The sequence below is a fragment of the Heyndrickxia sp. MSNUG genome (assembly GCF_049532715.1).
Lineage (GTDB): Bacteria > Bacillota > Bacilli > Bacillales > Cytobacillaceae > Mesobacillus.
Genome location: NZ_CP150978.1, coordinates 2,448,502 through 2,471,815 on the forward strand (window position 1 = coordinate 2,448,502; position 23,314 = coordinate 2,471,815).

Consider the following 23,314-nt stretch of genomic DNA (forward strand, 5'->3'; position numbering starts at 1 on the left):
AAGTTGAATGAAAATTTGCGAGTTTGATTTAGGTTCAATACCGATAGGATAATTCTAGGTTTAATAGCAAAAATTGTAAATTGAGCAAGAAAAGATAATAAGTAGTATTATTTGAATTAGACAAGTTATTGACTCCAAGTTGCCTTTTTAGGCAAAAATTCAGCACAATCCTTATATAAATACCGGCATAGTAGCAGGGTGAATTTTCTTGGGAAAATTTGATATATTAATATAATTTAAAGGGAGGACCGTCAATGAAATGCGCAAAATTTTATACATTAGCGGCATTCATCATCATTGCATATTTGTTTTTGCCTGAAAATGCATCAGCTCATAATGGAGGGCTTGACGAGCTTGGTGGTCATTTTCGCAGTGGGGATTGTGCCTATCAACTCCATGAGCCAACCCAAATTGCTAAAAGCGCATCAAATATGAAGGACTTAATCAAGTTAATCATGCAGTACAACAGCAATGCTTGTGCAGAAGAATTAAATGAAAGTAAAGTAGAACTTGAAGGATATAATTTTCCGAAAGCAGGGAGTACAGTACAAAACTCTGAACAGACTCCTAGCACTTCAATTGCGTCCCCATCGAAAGGAATACCACAGCTCGGAAAAACATATCCTGCGAAACTAGTGGATTGTATTGATGGAGATACAGCGGTATTTAACATTAATGGAAAAGATTATAAAACTCGCTTTTTATATATCGATACGCCAGAGAGCACGACCGCAATAGAACCGTTTGGTCCAGAGGCAGCTGAGTTCACATGTTCATTATTGAACCAAGGCAACATTACACTTGAAACTGATGGCCGCAATTTGTTTGATAAGTACGGCCGTCTGCTGGCTTGGGTATGGGTAGGGGATAAGCTTCATCAGGAAGTAATTACAAAGGCGGGATTGGTCGAGGATTTCTACGACTATGGAAACTACAAATATGAAAATCGCATTTGGGAGGCCATGGACTACGCCAATTCAAATCACAAGGGGATGTATGCTTCAACAAAGCCACGAAAACAAGAACAAACTAATGAAAAAGCCAGCAAAGGAAAGCAAGATCAAAAAACAGCAGAAGAATCAAAATCTGAAAGCATTGGAATGAAGGGTTGGTCCCTCCTTGCAATACTAATGTTTGCGTTGCTCTTTTACCTCATCAGGAAATGGCGATAGGGGAAGTAACGATGATAAAAGATGGTTCAATTGTTTCATGCCTGTTCTTCAGTATCCCTTACTATGCAGCTTAACCCTGCTTAGGATGATTTGTAATAGGTTTTAACATAAAAATCTGAATAAAACGATCAATTGTATACCACAGCTTGCGGCTGTGGTATTTTATTATCAAGAACTGATTTCGGAATATTAAAAAATTAAAATTCCTGCTGGAGGAAAAAATCGTGTTGGAAAAAAATTTAAAATTGAAGAATTCCATCTGCTTAAACGTGAAATATACAGAAGTAAACGATCAAAAACCTTTTCTGCTTTTACTGCATTTCAGCGGTGGGACCTCTGCAATGTGGAGTGGAGTTGTACCATACCTTCAAGAAGACTTTAACCTGATTATCCCTGATTTACGCGGCCATGGAAAATCTGATCGGCCAGGTTCTGGCTACCATATTGATGATTTGGCCGGGGATCTTCATCTTTTATTAATGGAATTTAAAGTCACCCGATGTCATGTTGTCGGCAGTTCTATGGGTGCAGAAGTTGGCTTAGGCCTTGCTGCTGCACATCCAGAACTAATAGAATCGCTTGTTTGTGAGGGAGCTTTGACAAATGAGTTTGGAGAATATGGTTTGATAGACGGAAATGATGTTGAAATTAAACAAGAAAAAGATAAGCTTCGAAAGCAACTCTCTGAAAGAAAGGACATTGTTTTTCCAAACAAGGAAGAGTATATCCTTTATTATAAAAATCCACTGGAGAAACAAGGGATTTGGAATGAGCATTTTTTAATCTTCATAGAGAGCTGTATGGAAGAGACGGATGCCGGCCAGTATGTCCATTTCTACAAAAACCATGTCAGGAATGAATATATGGAAAGCTATTGGGACTTGAGGTTCGAGGAATATTACAAGAAAATCCGCTGTCCTGTCTTATTTATGCCAAGCGAAGCTGAGTGGAGCGATTTAAAAACAAAGCAGAATCTCTACTATTTTTCCAGTTTACTGAAATCATACGAAATAACTCCTTTAGATCAATCATTGCACGCATATGTTTGGATGCAGATTCCAGACAAAGCTGCTGCAGTCGTTCGAGAGTTTCTTGGAACACAGCTGCAAAAAGTTTAATAAATATCAAGGATGGCGATGCCCGCCATCCTATTTTTATGGAATAACAACTCTTAACAATTTTACAAATTCTTCAGAGTCGTTCATCTGATATAATACTTTTTCATGATTAAATACTGCATAGTATGGCAGGGAGGTGATCTGCAATTCGGGGAACATCGCTTGAGCTTCCTCAACACTTCTTGCTGTCCTGGACTGAGCTTTGTGTATATAGGTATTTGTTACCTTTTCAAGGGACCAGTTATCCTGTTTCTGGCTGTCATCGTGGATCTCTAATACAGCTAATTTTCCTTTTTCCTCAGCAAGCTGATGCTGGTAAGAAATCGTTTGTTCTATTATTACTGGAAATGTATAATGGAATTCTTGATTCCCGTAACTTGCACGTATAATGACTGTCCGAGTACCGGGATAATTATTAAAGGTGTATTGGTTTTTGATCAGGCTGTTGAATTCAGAAATCCCTTGTTCTAAATCATAATTGGCCTGGAAGACTGCTATTTCAGCATGATCTGGTTCCTCTGAAAAAGAAATGTCAAGTATACTGAAGGGCTTGACTGTAAGGGACTGTATATCATGGAACATAATGGGCGGCTCATTTTGGTCGATAATAATGCCAGTCCCTTGTTCAATCCAGTCAAAAATTCCTGATTTATACTCAACAGGTTCACCAGAAATCAGAAGCTGAACCTCTGGAACCTTTGCAAAAGTGGTTGATCCACCATTGTTTTTACCATCTCCATCTGATTGAAACAAGTCAAGTGAAAAAGCTATTACAACAGCTATTATAACGAATACATAAGGAACCCATTTATTTTTCATTCTCGAAACTCTCCTGTACCAATCCTATGGCTATTACTGTATTGGATAGAGATTTTCCATGCAAATTTTGTTCTATATATCTCTTTCCTTTACTGTGTTGTCTTTTAAAATCAATGATGAATAATAGCAGAACGATATATATCCACGTCAACATCAGGCACCTCTCAGATTTACTTTTTATATCAATATAAAATAATTACAGAGTTTTGAATAGATAAATCTCGTATGAGCAGGGAATTTGATTGTGCTTGCAACTGGATTATATTAGTATCTTAGTGAATACATATGGTGGTGTTGCAGTGGAAATTACTAAACATTTACTCCTGAATCTGTCGCTATTAATTGTACTGCTGTTTTTTACACAGCTGGTTATTGAGAGACAGGCATCTGAAAAGAACAGGAATGGCTTGCAAATACTTTATTTTATATTATCGATTTTGATTTGTTTTATTTTTTCAATCGAAACAAGTGACGGTATACGCTTTGATCTGCGACAGGTGCCAATGATTCTTGGCAGCCTGTATACAGGGCAAGGATTTTTGCTTGCTGGGGTGACCATCATCATGCGTGGGTTCATGGGAATTAATGATGGTTTTTGGACATCTGCGGGAGTTTTCACCGTTCTGGCATTTCTACTTACCTGGATGCATAGCTGGTTTTCAAGCCTATCACTCAATCAACGGGTAGGAGTTTCCATACTGGTCACGGTGATCACATCTATGGTGCTGATGCAATTAATCGGTATTATTACTGAACCAATCACACATCCGGAGGCATGGATCAGTTTCCTTGTGATTCCAGCTATCACTTCAGGACTTATAAGTTACTCAATTGAAACAATTCGCCAATCCTTGCTGATCCGCCAAAAGCTGGCTAAAGCGGATAAAATAGAGGCTGTAAGTCATCTCAGCGCAGCGATTTCTCATGAAATACGGAACCCCTTGACGACAGTAAAGGGTTTTCTGCAGCTGCTTGGGGAACAATCCTATCCAGAAGAAAAGAAAAAGGAATTCATCCAGATTGCTGTGAGTGAGCTTGATCGAGCAGAGGAGGTTATTAATGATTATTTAACTTTTGCCCGGCCTGCTTTTGAAAAAGTCGAAGAAATCGATGTGGAAAAAGAGCTGAATCATGTATTGAATGTCCTAAAGCCACTCGCTAATTTAAATGATATCAAGATCAACCGTAAGTATACACCTGGTTTGATTATTTCTGGAGATCGTTCAAAATTTCAACAAGGCTTCATCAATCTCATTAAAAATGGTTTTGAAGCAATGCCAGATGGCGGCGAACTCACAGTACAAACCTTCCTTACGGGGCATACGGCACATATCCTTATATCAGATAATGGAATCGGGATGACCGAGGAACAAATTAACCGACTTGGCGAGCCTTACTATACAACAAAAGGACAGCAGGGAACTGGACTTGGAATGATGGTCACCTTCAGTATCATCCGGGCAATGAGAGGGAAAGTGGAAATAAAAAGCCAGCCAGGAAAGGGAACGACTTTTCATATGAAGTTCTCTAACCAGACAGAAAAGTAAGAGGAATCCTTCTGTATAGTCAGAAGGATTCTTTTTCTATTACATATTCCATTAAAATGGAGTTGGTGAGAACTGGCCCATTGGAAAAGGCCGTCTTCCATGTAATCGAGCGCAACTTTAAACGATATAAACTAGGTTAAAAAATAAACAGTCTGGACAGTATATTTTGCTAAAATTTTTCACAGAGAAGCAGATTGATAAGTTTGTCTTTTCTTGACATTTATATCCAAAGTTGCTATATTAAAAGTAGCAATTTGCACGTGTTAGGCATTATGCAATTTGCTTGTTCTAATGTTTGATAACGTTTGAATGAGGCAAGTAGAGAGGAACTAAACGTTGTGATTTGCTAAATTTAAATCATGGCTTGTTCGGCCGATTTAGGAGGATTTTCTTTTATGAAAAACGGTAAAGTTAAATGGTTTAATGCAGAAAAGGGTTTCGGTTTCATTGAAGCTGAAGATGGCAACGACGTTTTCGTTCACTACTCAGCAATTCAAACTGAAGGATTCAAAACATTAGAAGAAGGCCAAGAAGTATCTTTCGAAGTTGTTGAAGGTGCTCGTGGACCACAAGCTGCTAACGTTACTAAACTATAATTATCATATTTGACCTTATAGTCCAGCCTTTTGGCTGGACTTTTTTATATACATATAATTTACAGTTCGCATGAAACTTTTTCCTTATTCTAATCGTATCTACAATAAATCATTTTTACCATATAAATAGGGGGTACATGAAATGATGATATTTTTAGCCTCCACAGCAGGAGTAGCCATCCTCGTCTCGATTGCTTTTTATAAAAAAAAGGGAAATCATCGTAAGGCGTTACTGAAGGAAAATATACCTGAAAATCTTGGCTTCCTTAATGAGGTACCTTCACAAAAATTACGATCAAAACTAGAACATGCGCTTTCATACGAATATGTGAACCAGGTAAAAATCCGTTTTTTAAGTGAACATCCCGAAGTCAGTGAGGATGAGTTTGAGTGGAGAATGTTTGAATTGAAACGGTACTTTTTGCTGAATTCCATCATGAAAAATACACCGATGTTCAGCGTGAAGGTGGACGAAATCTGGCATGAAATGCTAATGTTCACAAAACAATATGAGGTTTTTTCGAATAAATATTTGGGAAAGATGCTGCACCATACACCAAATCTCGAACCGGAACCAGCACCTCAGGAACGTGCCTTCTTCGATTGGGTATTTACACAGATGTTTGAGGTTACAGAGTATACATGGAGGGCATGGGGCGCCTTCTTCCAAAATCCAATGGATCCAACTGTATTAAAAAATGTTTATGCATTAAATGCGGAAGAGCTAAAACAGCGATATTTTAAAGTGAATAATGAGAATGAAGAGTTGGTAAATTATTTAATTCGCCAGTTAAAAAAGCAGATCCTTGAATCAGAGGAAATGTATATCAAACATAAAAAAGGGAAATTCACTCGTCCAGCAAGATACGGAGATTTATCCACATTATCCATGTGCATGGTATTTTATTCGTACTATTATTTTGATGATTACTGGTTGTACGCAAAAGATTACGCCTATGCCAGCCAAACTCAAGGCACGTCAGGGTGCAGTGCGGTTTTTTGCGGAACGGGTGACAGCAGTCATGATTCCCACGATGGGAACAGTTGCTCTGGTCACAGCTGCTCTTCAAGCTGTTCGTCGAGCAGCTGCTCTAGCTGCGGCGGAGGCTGCTCATGATTTTTTCTTTTTGATAAAAAAATAAAACCTGCCAGATTCATCCCGGCAGGTTGTTTTTATTATGTGAGCAATCCTAAAAATAAGAAAATTAGTCTAACCATCGAATTAAAAATTATTAGTTGAGTAGTAGCTTTTTAATGATGTGCTGCAGATCTCCAGCAGTCATGATCCCTGAAAAATCCAAACCCAGCTGTACTGCCGTTTGAGCCACTTCAGGCCTGATTCCTGTCATAATCGATTGTATACCTAGAAGCTTTAATGCATCCATCAATTTGAAAATTTGATGCGCAACCATTGTATCAACCATTACAACACCAGATAGGTCGAGAACTAAAGTATTGATACCAGCCTGAACACTCTGAGTCAAGGTTGTTTCCATTAACCCCCTTGCCCTTGTCGTGTCGATTTCTCCAATAAGCGGAAGGAGTCCTACATTCTTCGTTATTATTATTACTGGAGCACTGAGTTCCCTGATGAGTGAAGCTTGTGAAGAAAGACGATTCATCATGATTTCCATAAAAGAAATAATAAAAGTTTCAAGTACATAATCAAGAGTATAGTTTAATTTCTTTTCCCACATGAAAACATCTTCAAGGGTGATTTCTAAATCTGTTTGTTTAACAAACTTCTGGATGTATTCCCAGTAAACACGACGAAAAACACCTGAGTTCCACGCAACTTCCGTAAGCTGAGTATTTGATTTAATCCTGTCCGCTGCCGTCTGGCTCGTCCAAGCAGATATGGTTTCTTTCATCTCATCTTCTGTCTGAAATAGGGACTTTGCAACCAGTCTAACATAATGAGAGTTTTGTTCTTTTACCCTGTTCATAACCTCAGGAGGAGCATCAGCAGAATAATCTGAGCCTGTATTAATCTGTTGTCTCTTTAGCCAGTCGTCCGTAAAGTCTGTAGCATGTTCGACAAGGAATTGGTATAAAGCATCAGCTTTTGTATTCATATTTTCTCCCCAGCTTTTTCATTGATTTACTATCTACATTGTTTAAGACTTGATGAGAAAAGTCAATTTTTAATGGGCAAATTATATTTAAAACTTTAATAAAGTTTTTTGGAGATATCCGCTCATGCACTCGCTTTACACGGGGGAGAATCATGTAAAAACCATACTGCCGGCTTTATTCATTAACCACCAAGTTAATTATTAATACTTGCATAGTGAAAAGGAAAATTTAGGTAGATTTCCATCGTGAAATTTGATAGAATAAGAACAAATGTTCCGTCCGGTTTCCTGTTTTTAAATGCACATTGAAAATACGAGTCTGATATAATAGTAGCATTGTAAAAATGATCTTGTAATGACCTACTATATAAATAATTTTTTGATTACAGGGGGGATTGGAATGAAATTTATCCATACTGGTGACTGGCACCTGGGAAAGCTTGTTCATGGGATGTATATGACCGATGATCAGCGCGAGGTATTGAATCAATTCGTCGATTTGGTCGCAGAGGAACAGCCGGATGCTGTTGTAATTGCAGGTGATCTCTATGACCGATCTGTCCCGCCTACCGATGCGGTGGACCTGCTTGATGAAGTACTTTTCAAAATCAATGTTCAGCTGAACACACCGATTGTGGCTATTTCAGGCAACCATGACAGTGCGGAACGGCTATCTTTCGGAAGCTCATGGTATCGTCACAGCCATTTCTATCTTTCTGGTAAATTAACAAACGACTTTAAACCGGTTCATATAAACGGGGTGAACTTTTACCTCGTTCCATATGCTGAGCCAGGTCTTGTCCGCCATTTGTTGGACGATCCTTCGATTCATTCGCATCAGGACGCGATGAAAGCAGTCATTGGCAAAATTGAGGAAAACCTAAATCCGAATGAAGCGAATGTCCTTGTTGGACATGCCTTTGTCCTTGGCGGGGATACCAGTGATTCGGAAAGAACATTATCGGTTGGAGGGTCTGGCTGTGTTACACAAGACCTGTTTAATCCTTTTTCTTTTACTGCTTTAGGCCATCTCCATAGTCCTGACGCGATCAAACATGACAAAATCAAGTACTCAGGGTCACTTTTAAAATATTCATTTTCAGAAGCGAAGCAGCGTAAGTCGATTTCTATCGTAGAAATGAATGAGAAGGGCGGGTTTGAAATGCGGTATCGAACCCTGCAGCCCAAACTGGATATGCGCGAAATCGAAGGCCATATTGACCAGCTCCTTGATCCTTCTTTTTATGAAAAAGAGAATACGAACGATTATTTAAAAGTCACCTTACTTGATGACGGAGCCCTGATTGATCCAATGGGGAAGCTGCGCCATGTATTTCCTAACGTTCTGCATCTTGAAAGGAAAATCGAATCCATTGACCAAAAGCACAAGCAGAACTTTACTTCCATCAGGGAAGAAAAGAAATCGGAACTCGAATTGTTTGAGCAATTTTATCAAGAAATGACGACTGCCGATTTTACCGATGATAAGCGCGGGCTGATGGCTGGCGTGATTGATAAGGTGCTTAAGGAGGACGCAGTAAAATGAAACCTCTTAAATTAACCATGCAGGCTTTTGGACCATATGCGGATACTGAAACGATTGACTTCAGGGAACTTGAAAACAGGACGATGTTTGTCATTTCAGGGAAAACGGGATCTGGGAAGACAACAATCTTTGATGGGATAAGCTATGCAATCTATGGGAAAGCATCAGGTGAGGACAGGAATGGAGCCGATTTGCGAAGTCAGTTTGCCAATGATGATTTACTGACCGAAGTCAGCCTGGAATTTTCACTCCGCCAAAAAACATACTTAATAACGAGGTCTCCGCAGCAGGAAAAGAAAAAGAAGAGCGGTGACGGCTTTACCATGTTGGGTGCTAAGGCAGAACTTTATCTGCTTGACGTGAACGGAGACCCGCAACTGCTAGCATCCAATGTTCGCGAAGTGGATGAAAAAATCAAGGAAATCATGATTATCGACAGTAACCAGTTCCGGCAAATCCTGATGATTCCCCAGGGAGAATTCCGCAAGCTTTTGACATCAGACAGCAAGGATAAAGAAGTCATCCTGCAAAGGCTTTTCCACACTGAAATTTATAAAAGAGTGGAAGAAAAACTCAAAGAAGAGGCGACGGTCCTAAAGAAATCAGTTGAGGACCAGGTAGATAAAAGAAACTCAGCTATCCGTGCCATTAAGGCTGAAGAAAATGATGAGCTTAAAGAATACGTTGAAGCTGGAAGTGTGAATGATGTCTTAATCATGCCGCTTTTAAAGGCAGAAATAGTAGCAATGGGCTTGAAGCTTGAAAAAATGAACATTCAGCGAGCAGAAAGACAAAGGGAACGTGATATGCAGCAGCAGCGGTTATTTGAAGCTCAAACTACAGTTAAGCAGCTGGAAACCCTGGAAGATCTCCGATTGAAAAAAGAAAATTTGGAGGGACAGCAGGAAAGTTTTAAACAGAAGGAAAATGAAGCAGATTTGGCTAAGAAAGCTGCACTGCTTGCAACTCAGGAACAGCTTTGCCATCGTTTAAAGGCTGAATGCGATAGCCTTGCGGAACAAGCGGAGCAAATCTCCAAAAAAATAACCCTGCTTACTGATAAGGTTGATCAGGCTGAGAAAGAACATCAAAAACATCTTGACCGCGAACCTGAACGTAAAGCAGCAGCGGAACAAATGAACAAACTCGAAAATATGAAAGATGATGTACTGGCATTCGCGAGTATTGCTAAAACTGTCGAGGGATTATCTTTTTCGCTTAAAGCTGCTAAGCAAGAGAGAGAGAAGGGTGAATCCACTCTTAAGGCATCGGAAGAGCGTGTAAAGGTTTTGCAAGCTGAAAAAGAAACGGCAGAAAAGGCTCAACTCTCATTATTGGATAATGACCGGAAAATTGAAAAGTTCAGTATTGAGCTGGACAAGCTAAAAAAAATGCAAGCTTATAATCATAAAGTGAATATGGCCAGTCATTCTCTTTCTCAGAAAAAGTCTGCCTTTAATAACGCTAATGCCCGTTTCGAGGATGGGAAAGCAACCGTAGAAGAATTGGAGCAAAAATGGCTTCACTCTCAGGCGGCTGTACTGGCAGCGGCTCTTCACGATGGAACAGCTTGTCCAGTGTGTGGCTCTGAGCATCATCCTCAGCCAGCATCTGCAAACGACGGTTTTATACCAACAGAGGAAGATCTAAAGGCAGCCAGGGAACAGGCATCGAAACTGGATAAGGAAAAAAGATTCGCTGAAAAAGGGTATATTGAAGCAGAAGCAAACCTTAAATCTTTGTCCACGGCTGGCGAAGAACTGATCGCAGAAATCCTAAAGCTCCGCCCTGATTTCAAAACCGACGAACTTGCTGATGTGATCTTGCAAATACAAAGTGTTCAAGAGAAGCTTCAAAAAGAACAAAGTCAGCTTTCTATCAAGGTGAATTCTCTTGATAAAACAACATCTGAAATTAAGAGAATTGAAGAAGGCAAAGAGAAGCTTCTGCTGCAGTTAAAAACGTTAGAAGAAAGCTATCATCAGATGGTGATTCAATATACAGAAAAGAAGACGACATTAGAAAGAATGACAGAAACAATACCAGAAGACCTGCGATCAATTGTGGCTTATGAAAAGAAGCTTAAAGATGCAAGTGACTTGCAGCAGTACCTTGAACATCAGCTTGAACAAGCCAGGAAAAATTTTCAGGATGCGAAGGAACAGCTGGGAACAGAAAAGGCACGTGGAGAAGATGCAGAAAAACGGCTTACAGAAAAGAATGCTGAACTTGTTTCTGAACGAGATGTTTTCAAGAATAAGATGAACGCCCAGGGATTCGAAAATTTTCAAGCTTACCATCAAGCGAAAAAAGATGAACGAGATATTCAAAAGCTTGAAATGGATATACGTAATTATCGTGAAGAGTTTCGATCCGTTTCTGACCGATATACTGAAATGTCAAATATATTACAAAAAGTAAAAAAGCCAGATATTGAAAGTCTCCAAAAAGAATTTGCAGAGCTTAACGAGAAAATTAAACAAGCAGATGAAATCTGTCAGGATTTGAATCTGAAAAAGCGTGATAATCAAGCCATTTTGGAAATGGTTGAGTCATTGAATGAGCAGATGAAGATGCTTGAAGAACGGTACAAGCTTGTAGGGCACCTCTATGAAATTTCTAAAGGACAGAACACATACCGTATTACCTTTGAACGCTTTGTGCTGGCAGCCTTCCTGGATGATATTCTGGCTGAAGCAAATGTTAGGCTTAATAAGATGACAAGTGGACGTTATAGACTTCTGCGTAAAACAGATCGTTCTAAAGGGAACGTCCAAAGCGGTCTTGAGCTTCTTGTGCTGGATGCCTATACCGGCCAGGAACGGCATGTTAAAACACTGTCAGGCGGAGAAAGCTTTAAAGCAGCTTTATCACTGGCATTGGGCCTTGCTGATGTTGTTCAAAACTATGCAGGCGGGGTTTCACTGGAAACAATGTTCATTGATGAAGGCTTCGGTACTCTTGATCCTGAATCATTAGATCAGGCAATTGAAGCACTCATCGATATTCAGAGCAGCGGCCGCCTTGTCGGTATCATTTCCCATGTACCGGAACTGAAGGAACGAATCGACGCACGGCTAGAGGTCATCTCTACCCAAACAGGTAGTAAAACAGAATTTCATTTAATGAATTGATTCGTCTAATATAGCATCATATTTTAAATGATGCTGTATTTTAATGGATGGAAGAAATACAGCAGCAGGGAGATTGAACATGGAATTTGAAGTGCAGAATCTATCATTTTATGTCGTCCAGGTTGAAGGAAAAGGTGACCAGGCTGACAAAAGATATAAACATTTCCAGACATTGAATGAAGAAGAATATGAGAATAGCTCCTTGAAGGATTTCCTTGATGGAGAGTTTGCTAAAATTGTGAAACGGAAGGTTGAACGCCATCCAAAAACGGAAGAAGTGCCTACAAAAATAGGCTACTTCATTGTTGAAGAAGGTCATGACCTCACTTCCAATCCAAACTACAATCTTTTCCACAGAGTTCGTTTCGCGGAATCAAAGGAAGTTTTCCAGAATGAAAGTGAAAAATTCGCGATCGCTTATGTGGATACGAGTGCAGTGCGCGGCGGTGTCTTTATTGTTGCCCGCGCTAAGCTTCGCAAGTTTTTTGATGATTCATTCGTATTTATTTTGAAATGTGATTTCGAACCCAAAGTTGCTTCAATTTCTGATGAGTCTACCTTGATCCGCCAGGTTGAAATGGCGATCACGACGAAAAACATGAAATCAATCCAGTATCCTTACATGCCTGAAGAAGGAATGATTCAGGATAATGAACTGAAAATCAACCAGGCCTCACATGCCCGCTATTTCGAGGATTTCCTGAAATACGTTGAGTATGGACAGTCGATGCCAGAAATCGTGAAGACTCAAGTAATTGAAATGGTAAGAGGGCACATGGAAGAAACCTTCGAACCAGAAAGTGAAGAACGAGAACAGCTTGAGAACGCAATGGAAATATGGGCTGCCAGTGAAAAACGCGAGCTGCAGGAACGCTTCGAACCAGAGCAGGTTATCGAAGCAGCGGCTCAGCTGATCGAGCATACACCTGAGCTAGAACTTAAGATGAAACTCGACCACGTATCGGTAAAGGGCTTGCTTGCGGACTTTGGCGATAGTATTCATCTTGCTAAAATGAACGGGAAATATGTACTTATGATCGAAGCAGACTCCGTTGTTTTTGAAAAAGGATTTTCACCGGTTGAATTTGTTAAGCCTGATGAGGTCGCAACTGTAGTGGAAAGGATCAGACAAAAAGGGTAGATTCAAATTATTAAATCTAAAATTTATTACCTTTGCTCTCAATTTTACATTGGGGGCTTTTTTTATTGTCATAGAATAGTTAATTTGAGTATAATTGGAAAGGAATGGTAGGGACTCTCCGCCAATTAGATTCAGCTATGAAGCAAGCAAAATTCTCAAAAATGGGGGAAAACATTGAGCACTACATATGTTAATTGGGGAGAATCAATCATTAAATTAACTTGGTTAAGTGAACGAAAGCTTCCTCCTCGCGAACTCATTACAAGTGTACACGGTTTTTGTTTTTATGAGCATGATTTAATGTTAGTGAATTTAGACCAACGTGGCTGGGATTTTCCCGGTGGACATCTAGAACCAGGTGAATCAGCGGAGGAAGGCTTTAAGCGGGAAGTGATGGAAGAAGGATATGTATCCGGGGAATGTAAACAAATAGGATATATCATTGTCGATCATTCTGAAAATCCAATTTGGAGTGAAGGCAGCAAATATCCAATGGTGGGGTATCAGGTTTTCTATCGCATGGATATAACGCAAATCCATGAATTTCACGCTCAATATGAATCAGCTGAGCGTATTTTTATAAACCCTTGCACTATAAAAAAATATTATCGTGATTGGCATGAATTATATGAGGAAATCCTAATTTGTTCTTTGGATTTTCCTGGATAGGAAGGATGAGGACTTTGAATATTGTAAAACAAAATAGCCTTGCATGGGATAAGAAGGTAGAGGAAGCGGCTGTCTACACGAAAGCTGTATCTAGAGAAATGATTGAGAAAAGCAGGGCTGGGGATTGGGAAATAACCGTGACAACAGGCAAGCCGGTGCCAAGGAACTGGTTTCCAGTTTCCCTGAAAGGATTAAAAGTACTGTGCCTTGCGTCTGGAGGAGGCCAACAGGGTCCCTTGTTGGCTGCAGCAGGAGCAGATGTAACTGTTGTAGATATCTCGAAAAAACAATTAGAGCAGGATGAATTTGTCGCTAAAAGAGATGGGTTAATGCTAAAAACGCGACTTGCAGATATGACAGACCTATCCTGCTTTGAAGATTCGCAGTTTGATATCATCGTACATCCTGTAGCGAACTTATTCGTTGAGGAGATCTCAAAGGTTTGGAATGAAGCTTCACGTGTTCTAAAAAAGAATGGAATTCTTATATCAGGCTTTACGAATCCTCTTCTTTTCATTTTTGATGATGAGGAAGATATGAAAGGGAATCTGATCGTTAAAAACTCCATACCATCATCTTCACTCGACAACTTAACCGATGAACAAATTGCGACCTATCTGAATTCAGATAGGACGATAGAGTTCGGGCATACGCTTGAGGATCAAATTCAGGGACAAATAGAAGCTGGCTTTGTGATTACTGGCTTTTATGAAGATGATTTTGGCGGCAGAAGACCGTTAGACGAGTATATCAAATGCTTCATCGCGACGAGAGCAGTGAAGCTGTCAATTGACTAAAGAAATTTATCTATTCAAAAAGGTGACCATTCACGAATGAATGGTCACCTTTTATCTTATAGGCTCTGTTAACCAAGGCTGTTGATTTTCGTTCCAGGCGCTTCGCTTTCCGCAGGGCTGGCGCTGAGCCTCCTCGTCGCTTCGCTCCTGCGGGGTCTCACCTGACCAGCTACGCCTGCAGGAGTCTACGCGCCTTCCACTACAATCAACAGGTCTTAAAATCAACATTCAGTTTTAACAGAGCTATCTTATAAAATCATCTCAGACTGCACGTAATGATAAAGAAGCTTAGCTGTATTATCAATTGAATCTTTATGTGTTCTTTCAAAGGCATGTGATGAATCAATGCCTGGGCCGATTAATCCGTGGATAATATCATTTCCTGAACGGATCGCGGCAGATGCATCTGACCCGTAGTATGGATAAATGTCGAGCTTGTAGCCAATTTGATGATCAATCGCAAGCTGTGTAAGCCTTTTTCTAAGTTCATAATGATACGGTCCGCTCGCATCCTTCACACAGATTGAGACAGTATACTCATCTGTCGATTGCCCATCGCCCATGGCACCCATATCTACAGCAAGATACTCAACTGTTTCAGGGGTAATATTGGAGTTGCCTCCATATCCGATTTCTTCGTTATTGGAAATCAGAAAATGTGTAGTGTAAGGGAGTTCAATATTCTCCTTCTTTACCTGTTTGATCAGCTGAAGCAGGATCGCTACACTCGCTTTGTCATCAAGATGACGGGATTTAATGAAACCTGTTGGCAAAATCTGAACACGCGGGTCAAATGAGACAAAATCGCCTACTTCAATTCCTAATGCTTTTACATCAGTAGCATTATGCACTTTTTCATCCAGACGTACTTCCATATTATCTTGATTGCGTTCAGCTTTTCCAGCATCTTTATAGACGTGAACTGAAGTTTGATGCATTAAAATAGTGCCAGTGAATTTTTTCCCTGAAGATGTTTCAATTTCACAATACTCACCTTCAATGGAATTGAAATTAAAGCCGCCGATTAAATCGAGCTTAAGGCGGCCGCTAGGCTTGATTTCTTTAACAATCGCTCCAAGTGTATCTACATGGGCAGTTAACATTCTGTGGTTCTGCTGATCCTTGCCGGGTAAAGTCGCGATCAACCCACCCTTGCGATTCCTCTTTGTATCAACATTTAATTCCTTTAGGTAATTCTCAACATATGTAATCACTTCATTTGTATTTCCTGATGGGCTTGGGATACTGACCAAAGCTCTCAATAAATTCAGGGTCTCTTCTGTGTTTGGATAAGTCATGGAAAAACTCCTCTCTTAAAAACGTTCATATAACTATTATTATAATCTTTTTTTATGAAGCAAAGTAATCAATTTTATACCTTGCTGTACAAATGAAGTTTTTTATAAAAGTCATCTCTAACCAAATCCTTTCATATTTTGTTACGGATGAGCATTTTTGGGGAGGCGATGTATATGAACGGTTATTGGTTCAAGTATTCCTTAGTTGAATGGTGCAGGGAGATGGAAACAAAATTGACTGCTATGAGGGGACAAATGAAGGATCTCAACGATGAAGCAACAATTCAGAAATGGGAAGAAACTCTCATCTCCTTAAAACAAGATGCTGATAAAGCCGATAATCAACCAGATTTATACTCAAAAGCAAGAAACTTATATGAGGACATTTCCGGTGGATCAGGAGATGAATTGGCAAGGCAGCAGGGACAAAGAGCCCAACCTGTTCCAATTGGGGGACATGTTTTGCCGCCTCTTCCGTATGCGTATAATGCACTTGAGCCTGTCATTGCTGAAGAAATTATGAAGCTCCATCACTTGAAGCATCACCAAAGTTATGTGGATGGATTGAACAAAGCAGAAAAAGAAATGCAAAAAGCGCGTGAAAGCGGCGATTTTAGTTTAATCAAGCACTGGGAAAGAGAAGCAGCCTTCCATGGTTCCGGACATTACCTTCATACGATTTTTTGGAGTATCATGAGTCCAGATGGAGGAGGAGCTCCAAAAGGCCAGCTAGGAAGAGCAATCAGTCAATCATTTGGCAGCTTTGAAAAATTCAAGCAGCATTTTACCGAAGCTGCAAAAAACGTCGAAGCTGTTGGCTGGGCAATCCTGGTTTGTTCACCACGAGCCCATCGATTGGAAATCCTCCAGGCAGAAAAACACCAAAACTTAACCCAATGGGATGTAATTCCGCTGCTCGTTCTGGACGTTTGGGAGCATGCCTACTATCTACAATACAAAAACGAACGGGCAAAATATATAGAAAATTGGTGGAAGGTAGTCAATTGGCAAGAGGTTGAACAAAGATATAATAAGGCTAGAACACTTATGTGGCAGCCATTTTAAAAAGACAAGGGTGATGATACGTCACCCTTTTTTGTACTCTACACATAAAAAACTTCCATCATGACAAAACTAAACATATGTTCGGGAGGTGTTTTTATGGCAAATAAGGATTTCAACAAAATTTATCAAGAATACAAAGAACAGAGCCAAGGACAAGCTCTAATCGAGACGAATGATTTCCAGACTGGGAAAGAGCAGATTATAGCTGTCCGCAAGAATGATGATGGGGATATCATTGCATTCAAGACAGAACAAGGCAGGGAATTAGATTATATTACTGCTTTAAACGAAGCAAAAGAAGGAAAGCTGGCTCATGTTGACGTTTTCCATAAATATGGGCGGGATATCATCCGAAGTGAACCAGATGGTATTAAAGAGAACAATTTAGATAACCTGCCTTTATTCTAAAATCAGTATCAAACCTAATTGATTTCCAGGCTTCCGTTGAATGACGGAAGCCTTTATTCATTTTCTGTGTGTAAAGAAAATTACATAGTTTTCAATAACTCCCCACGTATTTACTTAAATGAAATAAAACATAATGTTTTTTAACGCTAATCCAATATCAGATTTACATTTATAGAGTTTAATAGGAAATGGATAATCTATTACAAAGTTATAGGAGGATCAATATGAATAAAAAAAGAATGACTAAAAAAGGTGCTACGGTTGCTCTAGCACTGGCCTTAACGATTCCTGCTTTAACACCTGCAGCTGCGGCTGAAAAAGGCCAAACTAAAATAGATTCTGTGAAATTTAATGGCATGCAAGCCCCTTCAACAATTCAACAAATGGTCCAAACTTATACTCAGGCATCAGTTGATGTAAAGTATAGTGACGGAACTACGAAGAATTTCCCCCTATCTTATAACAGGCTTTTTAAATCAGAAGATAAGGTAGCAACAAACAAAGGCGAAATGATAGCTGCTGGGACACCAATTGACGTAAACGGTGATCCGATCATGGATAATAGCGTTCCTGGAAAACCAGTTCCTTTTGTATCGGATGCTCCAGATTCAAACAGCTTATTAAACCCTATTAACGGACAACAATTTATGGTTACTCATTATGAATACCAGACAATGGATGCTGCTGGAGAGTCTGCATATGGAGTTGTACCAGCTTCAATGTCTCTGACAAAATTAAACCAGGATGAAGAGACTGGGGAATTATCTGCGGATAAAGTGACAAAAATTGATTTTTCTGAAGTGAACGGACTTTGGATTCCTTGTAACGGCTCTTTATCTCCATGGAATACGCATTTAGGTTCTGAAGAATACGAACCAGATGCGAGAAGCTTTGAAAATGATCCTGAATCATCAGCAAGGGTTTCGGTCGAGAGTTTTGCACAGCTTTATTTTGGAGATAAAACTAAGGCAAATCCTTATTTCTATGGATATATTCCAGAAATTCAGGTCAATAAAAAGGGTAAGACAAAAGTGGAAAAGCATTACAGTACTGGCCGTTTCTCACATGAATTAATGAAGGTAATGCCAGACCAGCGAACTGCATTCTTCGGTGATGACGGATCCTATACAACGATGTTCATGTACGTAGCAGATAAAAAAGCGGACCTGTCAAAAGGTACTCTTTATGCAGCTAAGTTTAACCAGACCGGAACAGAAAATGGCGGTTCTGGAAACCTTGAATGGATCAAACTTGGACATGCATCGGATAAAGAAGTCAAAAAGATCATTGACAGCGGCATTAAGTTCAGCGATATCTTCGAAACATCTGATGCACCAAAAGAAGGATTCAAAGCCATTAAACAATATTCTCATGGTAAAACAGAATATCTTAAACTAAAGCCTGGTATGGAAAAGGCTGCCACTTTCCTTGAATCACGCCGTTATGCAGCAATGCTTGGTGCGACATCTGAATTCAACAAGATGGAAGGGTTAACGCTGAATGAAAAAGATAACAAAGTGTATGTTGCGATAGCAGATCAAAGCAAGGGAATGGAAAAAGATACAACTGGAAAGGATCCAGCAGACCATATCCAGCTGCCAAAAATGAAATCGGGAGTAACGTATCAGCTAAACTTGGCTGGTGGTCAAACAGATTGCAATGGAAATACAATCGACAGTAAATACGCTGCTGCATCTATGGAAGGGTTATTAGTCGGCGAAGATATGGCAAAAGCAGACGAATATGGCAATACAGCAAATGTTGATAAAGTTGCCAGCCCTGATAATTTGAGCTACTCTCCAGCAATGCGAACACTATTTATCGGCGAAGATAGCGGAATGCATACAAATAACTTTGTTTGGGCCTATAATCTGGATACAAAGCAATTAACACGAATTTTATCAACTCCTGCAGGCGCAGAATCAACTGGTCTGTTTGCTGCTGAAAATCGTAATGGATTCTCATATATCATGAGTAATTTCCAGCACCCAGGAGATGAACTTGATACAAAATCAATAACAGCAGTAGACAAAGATGAATTGAAAGCTGCTATGGACAGAGAAATCGGCATCAATAAAACTGGCGGAATTGGTTACATCTCAGGCCTTCCTTCCTTTGATGAGGATGCTGATAAGAACCATAAAGATGAAAAATAGATTTAGATCAAGCCTATAAAACCCAATAAATAAGAAAAATCCCTGACAAGATCGAAAAGTTTCGGTTACTTGTTCAGGGATTTTTTGATGATTTCCTAATCGATTTCAAAAATAGTTTAAAATGACAGATTGAACAACTTGTGCTTTTTATTGATTTGTGAAAGATTAGGGACGTACAATAGAGTTAATTATTTGGCTTATTCATGTATTATTCTTTTAAAAGGAGTCTCTCTATGAATGAGAATACAATTGGTATAGATGCAGGCGGTTCGCTCATTAAGATCGCTTTTGAAGAAAAAAGCAGAATTCATTTTAAAAAGTATTCTATTGAAGACCTGGAATCTGCGTTTAATTGGCTTAAAATGTTTGCAGCCAGTAAAAGAATCGTTTTGACAGGTGGAAAAGCAGGAAGTATAAAAGCAGATTTCTTTCAAGAGGCTGAAATTGTAAACGAATTCAAGGCAGCCTGTGAAGGGGCAATGTATTTGATGGAGCAAGAAAAAATCTCTTTGCAAGAAAAAGTCCTGCTCGTCAATATCGGAACTGGCACTTCATGGTTTGTGATGGAAGGGAGTCATTATGAACGGGTTCTTGGAAGCGGGATCGGTGGAGGTACCTTTATGGGTTTGGGTACGCTCCTTGGGGATAGCAGAGATTTTTCCGAGTTGGTTGAGTTGGCGTCAATAGGTACAAGGGGGAAAGTTGACCTCTTAGTCAAAGATATTTATCACCCAGAAGAGCCACCCATTCCAGGCGACTTGACTGCGAGTAACTTTGCCAAGGCCTCAAAGAGCAAAGAGAGCTCTGCAGCGGATCAAGTGGCCGCTGTTATAAATATGATTTCTGAGACAATCACTTTATTATCAGTACAGGCTGCAACCTTACACTCTACTAAGAAAGTTATATATATAGGGAGCACCCTCTCAGGAAATAAGGTGCTTCAATCCTATTTAGAAAAGTATGCTAAAATGTCAGGTCTTGAATCAGTGTTTCTTCAAAATGGTGAGTACAGCGGGGCTCTAGGAGCAAAAAGGATCTGAAATCAGTTGCTTGAACAATTCCTGTTTTAAAGTTAGAGTAATTTTATACATATAAAAAGAAGGTGTCAGCATTTGAGCAAGAGGTATTTTACCATCGGAATGGCAGGACATATTGACCACGGGAAAACGTCGCTGACAAAAGCTTTGACGAATGTGGATACCGACCGTTTGAAAGAAGAAAAGGAACGGCAAATTTCGATTGAACTTGGGTTCGCGCCTTTATATGAGGATGAGGAACTTCAAATATCCGTTGTAGATGTTCCAGGCCATGAAAGGTTTATTCGGCAAATGATTGCGGGAGTAGCCGGAATCGACCTAGTCGTTCTTGTTGTAGCTGCAGATGAAGGTGTCATGCCGCAAACAAGGGAACATCTGGACATCCTTGGCTTTTTGGGGATTCGGACCGGGATTATCGCCATTACAAAAATAGATCGGGTAGAAGATGAATTCGTTGAACTGGTCAAGGATGATATTTTATGTGAGCTGGAAGGCACTGTGTTTGAAAACGCTCCGTTTATGATGGTTGACAGTTTATCGAAAAAGGGAATCGAAGAGTTAAAGAAATTGATTATCGATACCTTGAAGGAACAGGAGATGCGTGATGCGAAAGGCGCGTTCCGTCTTCCAATTGACCAGGTTTTTACCGTTAAGGGACAAGGTACAGTGGTCAGGGGCACTGTGTATGAAGGTACGGTTGAAGAGGGACAGCTACTGAAAGTGCTGCCAGATGGCATTGAAGTCCGTGCCCGTCAGCTGCAGGTCCATCATAAGCCAGCAAAGATTGCATTTGCCGGCCAGCGTACGGCTATCAATCTTTCTGGTGTTTCCAAATATGACCTGGAACGGGGAGAGGTCCTTGTTTCATCCGATCATTTTATTGTAACGAATACATTAGATGTGGCAATTCGCGTTGTCGAAGATTTAGACCATCTTGTGAAGCAACGGACGCCAATTAAATGCCATATTGGTACAGCTGAAGTAATGGGCAGAATCGTTTTCTTTGACAGGAATGAACTGAAGGAAGAAAACGGGGAAATTCTTTGTCAGCTTAGGCTGGAAGAAAAAATCGTGACTAAACGCGGAGACCGCTTTATCATCAGGCGGCCAAGTCCGCAGGAAACAATCGGAGGCGGTTGGGTAATCGACCCGCGCGGAAATAAATATCGATTCGGCCAGCAGACAATTGAAGAGCTGGAAAAGAAAAAAGCAGGCACGCCGATTGAAAGGATCAATGCTGCATTATATGAGGCGAAAAGTCTTACCATGGCAGATTTGATTAAAAGGACGGCACTGGATGAAGAAACATTAAAGTTAAATTTGCAAGATGAACAATTTGTCCAGATTTCAGGCAAGGAATACACGCTTAGCTCTCTTGTAGAACTGATTGAAGAGGACATCAAAGACAAGCTAAAAGAATTTCATGAAGCAAATCCGATGCGCCCGGGACTAAATAAGGCAGAGGTTCTTCAATCACTGCAAAAACAGTTTTCAAAGTCGCTTATCGAATTCATCATTGATTATGGTATGGGGCGAGGTATTTTTTCAAGAAAAGAACAGTTCGTTTCCTTATCAAACTTTGAACCGCATGTACCGAAAAATTGGGAAAAACGGACAGAAAACCTGCTAAGTGAACTGAAAAAAGATGGCTTAAAGGTTGCTAATCTTAATGACTATATTAAGAATGCGGGAATACCCGAATCTCTCGGTTTGGAATTAAAGAGGTTATTGGAGGATCAAGGAAAAATTGTGTTGCTGGATGACCAGTTTGCCTGCCATGGCGAGCACTTCGCAAATGCGGTCCAGAAGCTGAAAAGCCATACAGATACTGAATTTGAAGTAGCAGAGGCTAAGGAAGCAGTTGAATTATCAAGAAAATACATGATTCCCTTCCTAGAGCGGTTAGATTCTCTCGGATATACAAAAAGGGTAGAAAACAAGCGGATATGGAAAAAGTAAATGAAGCAGCAGGTCTAAATGATCTGCTGTTTTTATTGTTATATCTAATTTATTTAAAATTTGAGGAAAGAATATAACAATGGACAACCAAATATAGTTGTCCATTGTTTACATAATAATATTATGCTTTTTCTGTTGATTTAACCTGCAGGGGAGGAGGTACCAGCCAGCCTTTTGTCTTATTTAACTTGAGCATTTTAGCTCCGAATTGAGCTTTTGCCATATGAAATTGGCCGTACATTGTCGCAATGTCTTCTCTGATCGACTGACCAATCATTGTGCTTGCTGCAACTAAGCCCTGAGCAACATCCTTTGAAACCGACGCGCTGATTTCAGGGTCACTGAACCGTGCTCCAGGAGGTATATCCTCCAGGTGAGCCACTGGACGTTCCGGTGGTGCCGGCGGAAGACCAATTCCGTTTGTTTTGAGCAATTCTTCAACCTGGCGTTTTTCTTCTTTAAGGGCCTCAATTGCTTCTAAGACAAGTTTTTTCAAATCCTCATCGCCAATATGGTTAACAAATGTCTGGTAGCCGGCAATAAGACCATGATTTACAGAAAGATGCGTCCATGCACCAAAAACCTCACCATAATGCATCGGTTCATCCTTTGGATTACCACTTAAAATTCCCATGATTGCACCCCTTATCGTATCAATATTCATGTTTTCTCCTTTTGACAGGAAATTGGACACATCTGATATTTTGCTCCAGACGAGTTAGAAGATACATTTTAATATTTGGAAAGTGAAGGGATTTGCATGAGGAAAAGAGAAAA

At 40.0% G+C, this 23,314-nt stretch carries 19 protein-coding genes; 15 read left to right on the plus strand and 4 right to left on the minus strand.

The annotated features are described in order from the left end of the window. Positions 1-254: 254 nt before the first annotated feature. Entirely contained in the window at positions 255-1,172 is a 918-nt protein-coding gene (locus tag AABM38_RS12175; RefSeq protein WP_423406669.1) for a thermonuclease family protein, read from the plus strand. Between the two features lie 224 nt (positions 1,173-1,396). Next, positions 1,397-2,290, plus strand: a complete 894-nt coding sequence (locus tag AABM38_RS12180; protein WP_423406670.1) for an alpha/beta fold hydrolase — start codon at positions 1,397-1,399, stop codon at positions 2,288-2,290. A gap of 36 nt (positions 2,291-2,326) precedes the next feature. On the opposite strand, the gene AABM38_RS12185 is transcribed toward AABM38_RS12180, so the two are convergent. Further along, complete coding sequence (locus AABM38_RS12185; RefSeq protein WP_423406671.1) at positions 2,327-3,109, minus strand: hypothetical protein; 783 nt, start codon at positions 3,107-3,109, stop codon at positions 2,327-2,329. Between the two features lie 299 nt (positions 3,110-3,408). Between AABM38_RS12185 and AABM38_RS12190 the strand changes: the two genes are divergently transcribed. From AABM38_RS12190 to AABM38_RS12200, 3 genes are all read left to right on the plus strand, one after another. Continuing rightward, positions 3,409-4,656 carry an ATP-binding protein gene (locus AABM38_RS12190; RefSeq protein WP_423406672.1) on the plus strand — a complete coding sequence of 416 codons (1,248 nt, stop codon included), beginning with the start codon at positions 3,409-3,411 and terminating at the stop codon, positions 4,654-4,656. Positions 4,657-5,051: 395 nt separating this feature from the next. Then, on the plus strand, positions 5,052-5,252 hold the full coding sequence (locus AABM38_RS12195) for a cold-shock protein (RefSeq protein WP_023614341.1): 201 nt from the start codon (positions 5,052-5,054) through the stop codon (positions 5,250-5,252). A gap of 142 nt (positions 5,253-5,394) precedes the next feature. Next, a complete protein-coding gene (locus AABM38_RS12200; RefSeq protein WP_423406673.1) occupies positions 5,395-6,369 on the plus strand; it encodes a hypothetical protein in 975 nt (324 codons plus the stop codon). A gap of 115 nt (positions 6,370-6,484) precedes the next feature. Here AABM38_RS12200 and AABM38_RS12205 read toward each other — a convergent pair whose 3' ends face one another. Next, complete coding sequence (locus tag AABM38_RS12205) at positions 6,485-7,327, minus strand: STAS domain-containing protein (protein WP_423406674.1); 843 nt, start codon at positions 7,325-7,327, stop codon at positions 6,485-6,487. Positions 7,328-7,727: 400 nt separating this feature from the next. Between AABM38_RS12205 and AABM38_RS12210 the strand changes: the two genes are divergently transcribed. From AABM38_RS12210 to AABM38_RS12230, 5 genes are all read left to right on the plus strand, one after another. Then, positions 7,728-8,873 carry an exonuclease SbcCD subunit D gene (locus tag AABM38_RS12210; protein WP_423406675.1) on the plus strand — a complete coding sequence of 382 codons (1,146 nt, stop codon included), beginning with the start codon at positions 7,728-7,730 and terminating at the stop codon, positions 8,871-8,873. Further along, positions 8,870-12,007 (plus strand): AAA family ATPase, encoded by a 3,138-nt coding sequence (locus AABM38_RS12215; RefSeq protein WP_423406676.1) that lies wholly within the window; start codon positions 8,870-8,872, stop codon positions 12,005-12,007. The genes AABM38_RS12210 and AABM38_RS12215 overlap by 4 nt, the downstream gene beginning before the upstream one ends. Positions 12,008-12,086: 79 nt before the next feature. Then, positions 12,087-13,148 carry a DUF3900 domain-containing protein gene (locus AABM38_RS12220; RefSeq protein WP_423406677.1) on the plus strand — a complete coding sequence of 354 codons (1,062 nt, stop codon included), beginning with the start codon at positions 12,087-12,089 and terminating at the stop codon, positions 13,146-13,148. Positions 13,149-13,322: 174 nt separating this feature from the next. After that, positions 13,323-13,817, plus strand: a complete 495-nt coding sequence (locus AABM38_RS12225) for an NUDIX domain-containing protein (protein WP_423406678.1) — start codon at positions 13,323-13,325, stop codon at positions 13,815-13,817. 5 nt (positions 13,818-13,822) lie between these two features. Further along, complete coding sequence (locus AABM38_RS12230; protein WP_423406679.1) at positions 13,823-14,614, plus strand: class I SAM-dependent methyltransferase; 792 nt, start codon at positions 13,823-13,825, stop codon at positions 14,612-14,614. 248 nt (positions 14,615-14,862) lie between these two features. Here the strand turns inward: AABM38_RS12230 and AABM38_RS12235 are convergent, their stop codons facing one another. Then, positions 14,863-15,912, minus strand: a complete 1,050-nt coding sequence (locus AABM38_RS12235) for a M42 family metallopeptidase (protein WP_423406680.1) — start codon at positions 15,910-15,912, stop codon at positions 14,863-14,865. Between the two features lie 174 nt (positions 15,913-16,086). On the opposite strand from AABM38_RS12235, the gene AABM38_RS12240 reads away from it, so the two are divergent. The 5 genes from AABM38_RS12240 to selB all read left to right on the plus strand — a co-directional run bounded on the left by AABM38_RS12240 (position 16,087) and on the right by selB (position 22,537). After that, the gene (locus AABM38_RS12240) at positions 16,087-16,977 is read left to right on the plus strand and encodes a superoxide dismutase (RefSeq protein ID WP_423406681.1); all 891 of its coding nucleotides are present in this window, start codon (positions 16,087-16,089) and stop codon (positions 16,975-16,977) included. Positions 16,978-17,073: 96 nt separating this feature from the next. After that, positions 17,074-17,385 (plus strand): DUF3892 domain-containing protein, encoded by a 312-nt coding sequence (locus AABM38_RS12245; protein ID WP_423406682.1) that lies wholly within the window; start codon positions 17,074-17,076, stop codon positions 17,383-17,385. Between the two features lie 224 nt (positions 17,386-17,609). Next, positions 17,610-19,541, plus strand: a complete 1,932-nt coding sequence (locus AABM38_RS12250) for a PhoX family protein (RefSeq protein ID WP_423406683.1) — start codon at positions 17,610-17,612, stop codon at positions 19,539-19,541. A 233-nt stretch (positions 19,542-19,774) separates the two neighbouring features. Next, positions 19,775-20,581 (plus strand): type II pantothenate kinase, encoded by an 807-nt coding sequence (coaW, locus tag AABM38_RS12255; RefSeq protein WP_423406684.1) that lies wholly within the window; start codon positions 19,775-19,777, stop codon positions 20,579-20,581. 99 nt (positions 20,582-20,680) lie between these two features. Beyond that, positions 20,681-22,537, plus strand: a complete 1,857-nt coding sequence (gene selB, locus AABM38_RS12260) for a selenocysteine-specific translation elongation factor (RefSeq protein ID WP_423410723.1) — start codon at positions 20,681-20,683, stop codon at positions 22,535-22,537. A 121-nt stretch (positions 22,538-22,658) separates the two neighbouring features. Here selB and AABM38_RS12265 read toward each other — a convergent pair whose 3' ends face one another. Then, positions 22,659-23,201: a DUF3231 family protein gene (locus tag AABM38_RS12265; RefSeq protein ID WP_423406685.1), complete on the minus strand. Its 543-nt coding sequence runs from the start codon at positions 23,199-23,201 to the stop codon at positions 22,659-22,661. Positions 23,202-23,314 lie beyond the last annotated feature (113 nt).

Excerpts from the sequence above, each read along its gene's own strand:
- AABM38_RS12175 (WP_423406669.1), top strand. The coding sequence starts at position 255 with ATGAAATGCGCAAAATTTTATACATTAGCGGCATTCATCATCATTGCA.
- AABM38_RS12185 (WP_423406671.1), bottom strand. The coding sequence starts at position 3,109 with ATGAAAAATAAATGGGTTCCTTATGTATTCGTTATAATAGCTGTTGTA.
- AABM38_RS12195 (WP_023614341.1), top strand. The coding sequence starts at position 5,052 with ATGAAAAACGGTAAAGTTAAATGGTTTAATGCAGAAAAGGGTTTCGGT.
- AABM38_RS12200 (WP_423406673.1), top strand. The coding sequence starts at position 5,395 with ATGATGATATTTTTAGCCTCCACAGCAGGAGTAGCCATCCTCGTCTCG.
- AABM38_RS12205 (WP_423406674.1), bottom strand. The coding sequence starts at position 7,327 with ATGAATACAAAAGCTGATGCTTTATACCAATTCCTTGTCGAACATGCT.
- AABM38_RS12210 (WP_423406675.1), top strand. The coding sequence starts at position 7,728 with ATGAAATTTATCCATACTGGTGACTGGCACCTGGGAAAGCTTGTTCAT.
- AABM38_RS12215 (WP_423406676.1), top strand. The coding sequence starts at position 8,870 with ATGAAACCTCTTAAATTAACCATGCAGGCTTTTGGACCATATGCGGAT.
- AABM38_RS12220 (WP_423406677.1), top strand. The coding sequence starts at position 12,087 with ATGGAATTTGAAGTGCAGAATCTATCATTTTATGTCGTCCAGGTTGAA.
- AABM38_RS12230 (WP_423406679.1), top strand. The coding sequence starts at position 13,823 with ATGAGGACTTTGAATATTGTAAAACAAAATAGCCTTGCATGGGATAAG.
- AABM38_RS12235 (WP_423406680.1), bottom strand. The coding sequence starts at position 15,912 with ATGACTTATCCAAACACAGAAGAGACCCTGAATTTATTGAGAGCTTTG.
- AABM38_RS12240 (WP_423406681.1), top strand. The coding sequence starts at position 16,087 with ATGAACGGTTATTGGTTCAAGTATTCCTTAGTTGAATGGTGCAGGGAG.
- AABM38_RS12245 (WP_423406682.1), top strand. The coding sequence starts at position 17,074 with ATGGCAAATAAGGATTTCAACAAAATTTATCAAGAATACAAAGAACAG.
- AABM38_RS12250 (WP_423406683.1), top strand. The coding sequence starts at position 17,610 with ATGAATAAAAAAAGAATGACTAAAAAAGGTGCTACGGTTGCTCTAGCA.
- coaW (WP_423406684.1), top strand. The coding sequence starts at position 19,775 with ATGAATGAGAATACAATTGGTATAGATGCAGGCGGTTCGCTCATTAAG.
- selB (WP_423410723.1), top strand. The coding sequence starts at position 20,681 with ATGGCAGGACATATTGACCACGGGAAAACGTCGCTGACAAAAGCTTTG.
- AABM38_RS12265 (WP_423406685.1), bottom strand. The coding sequence starts at position 23,201 with ATGAATATTGATACGATAAGGGGTGCAATCATGGGAATTTTAAGTGGT.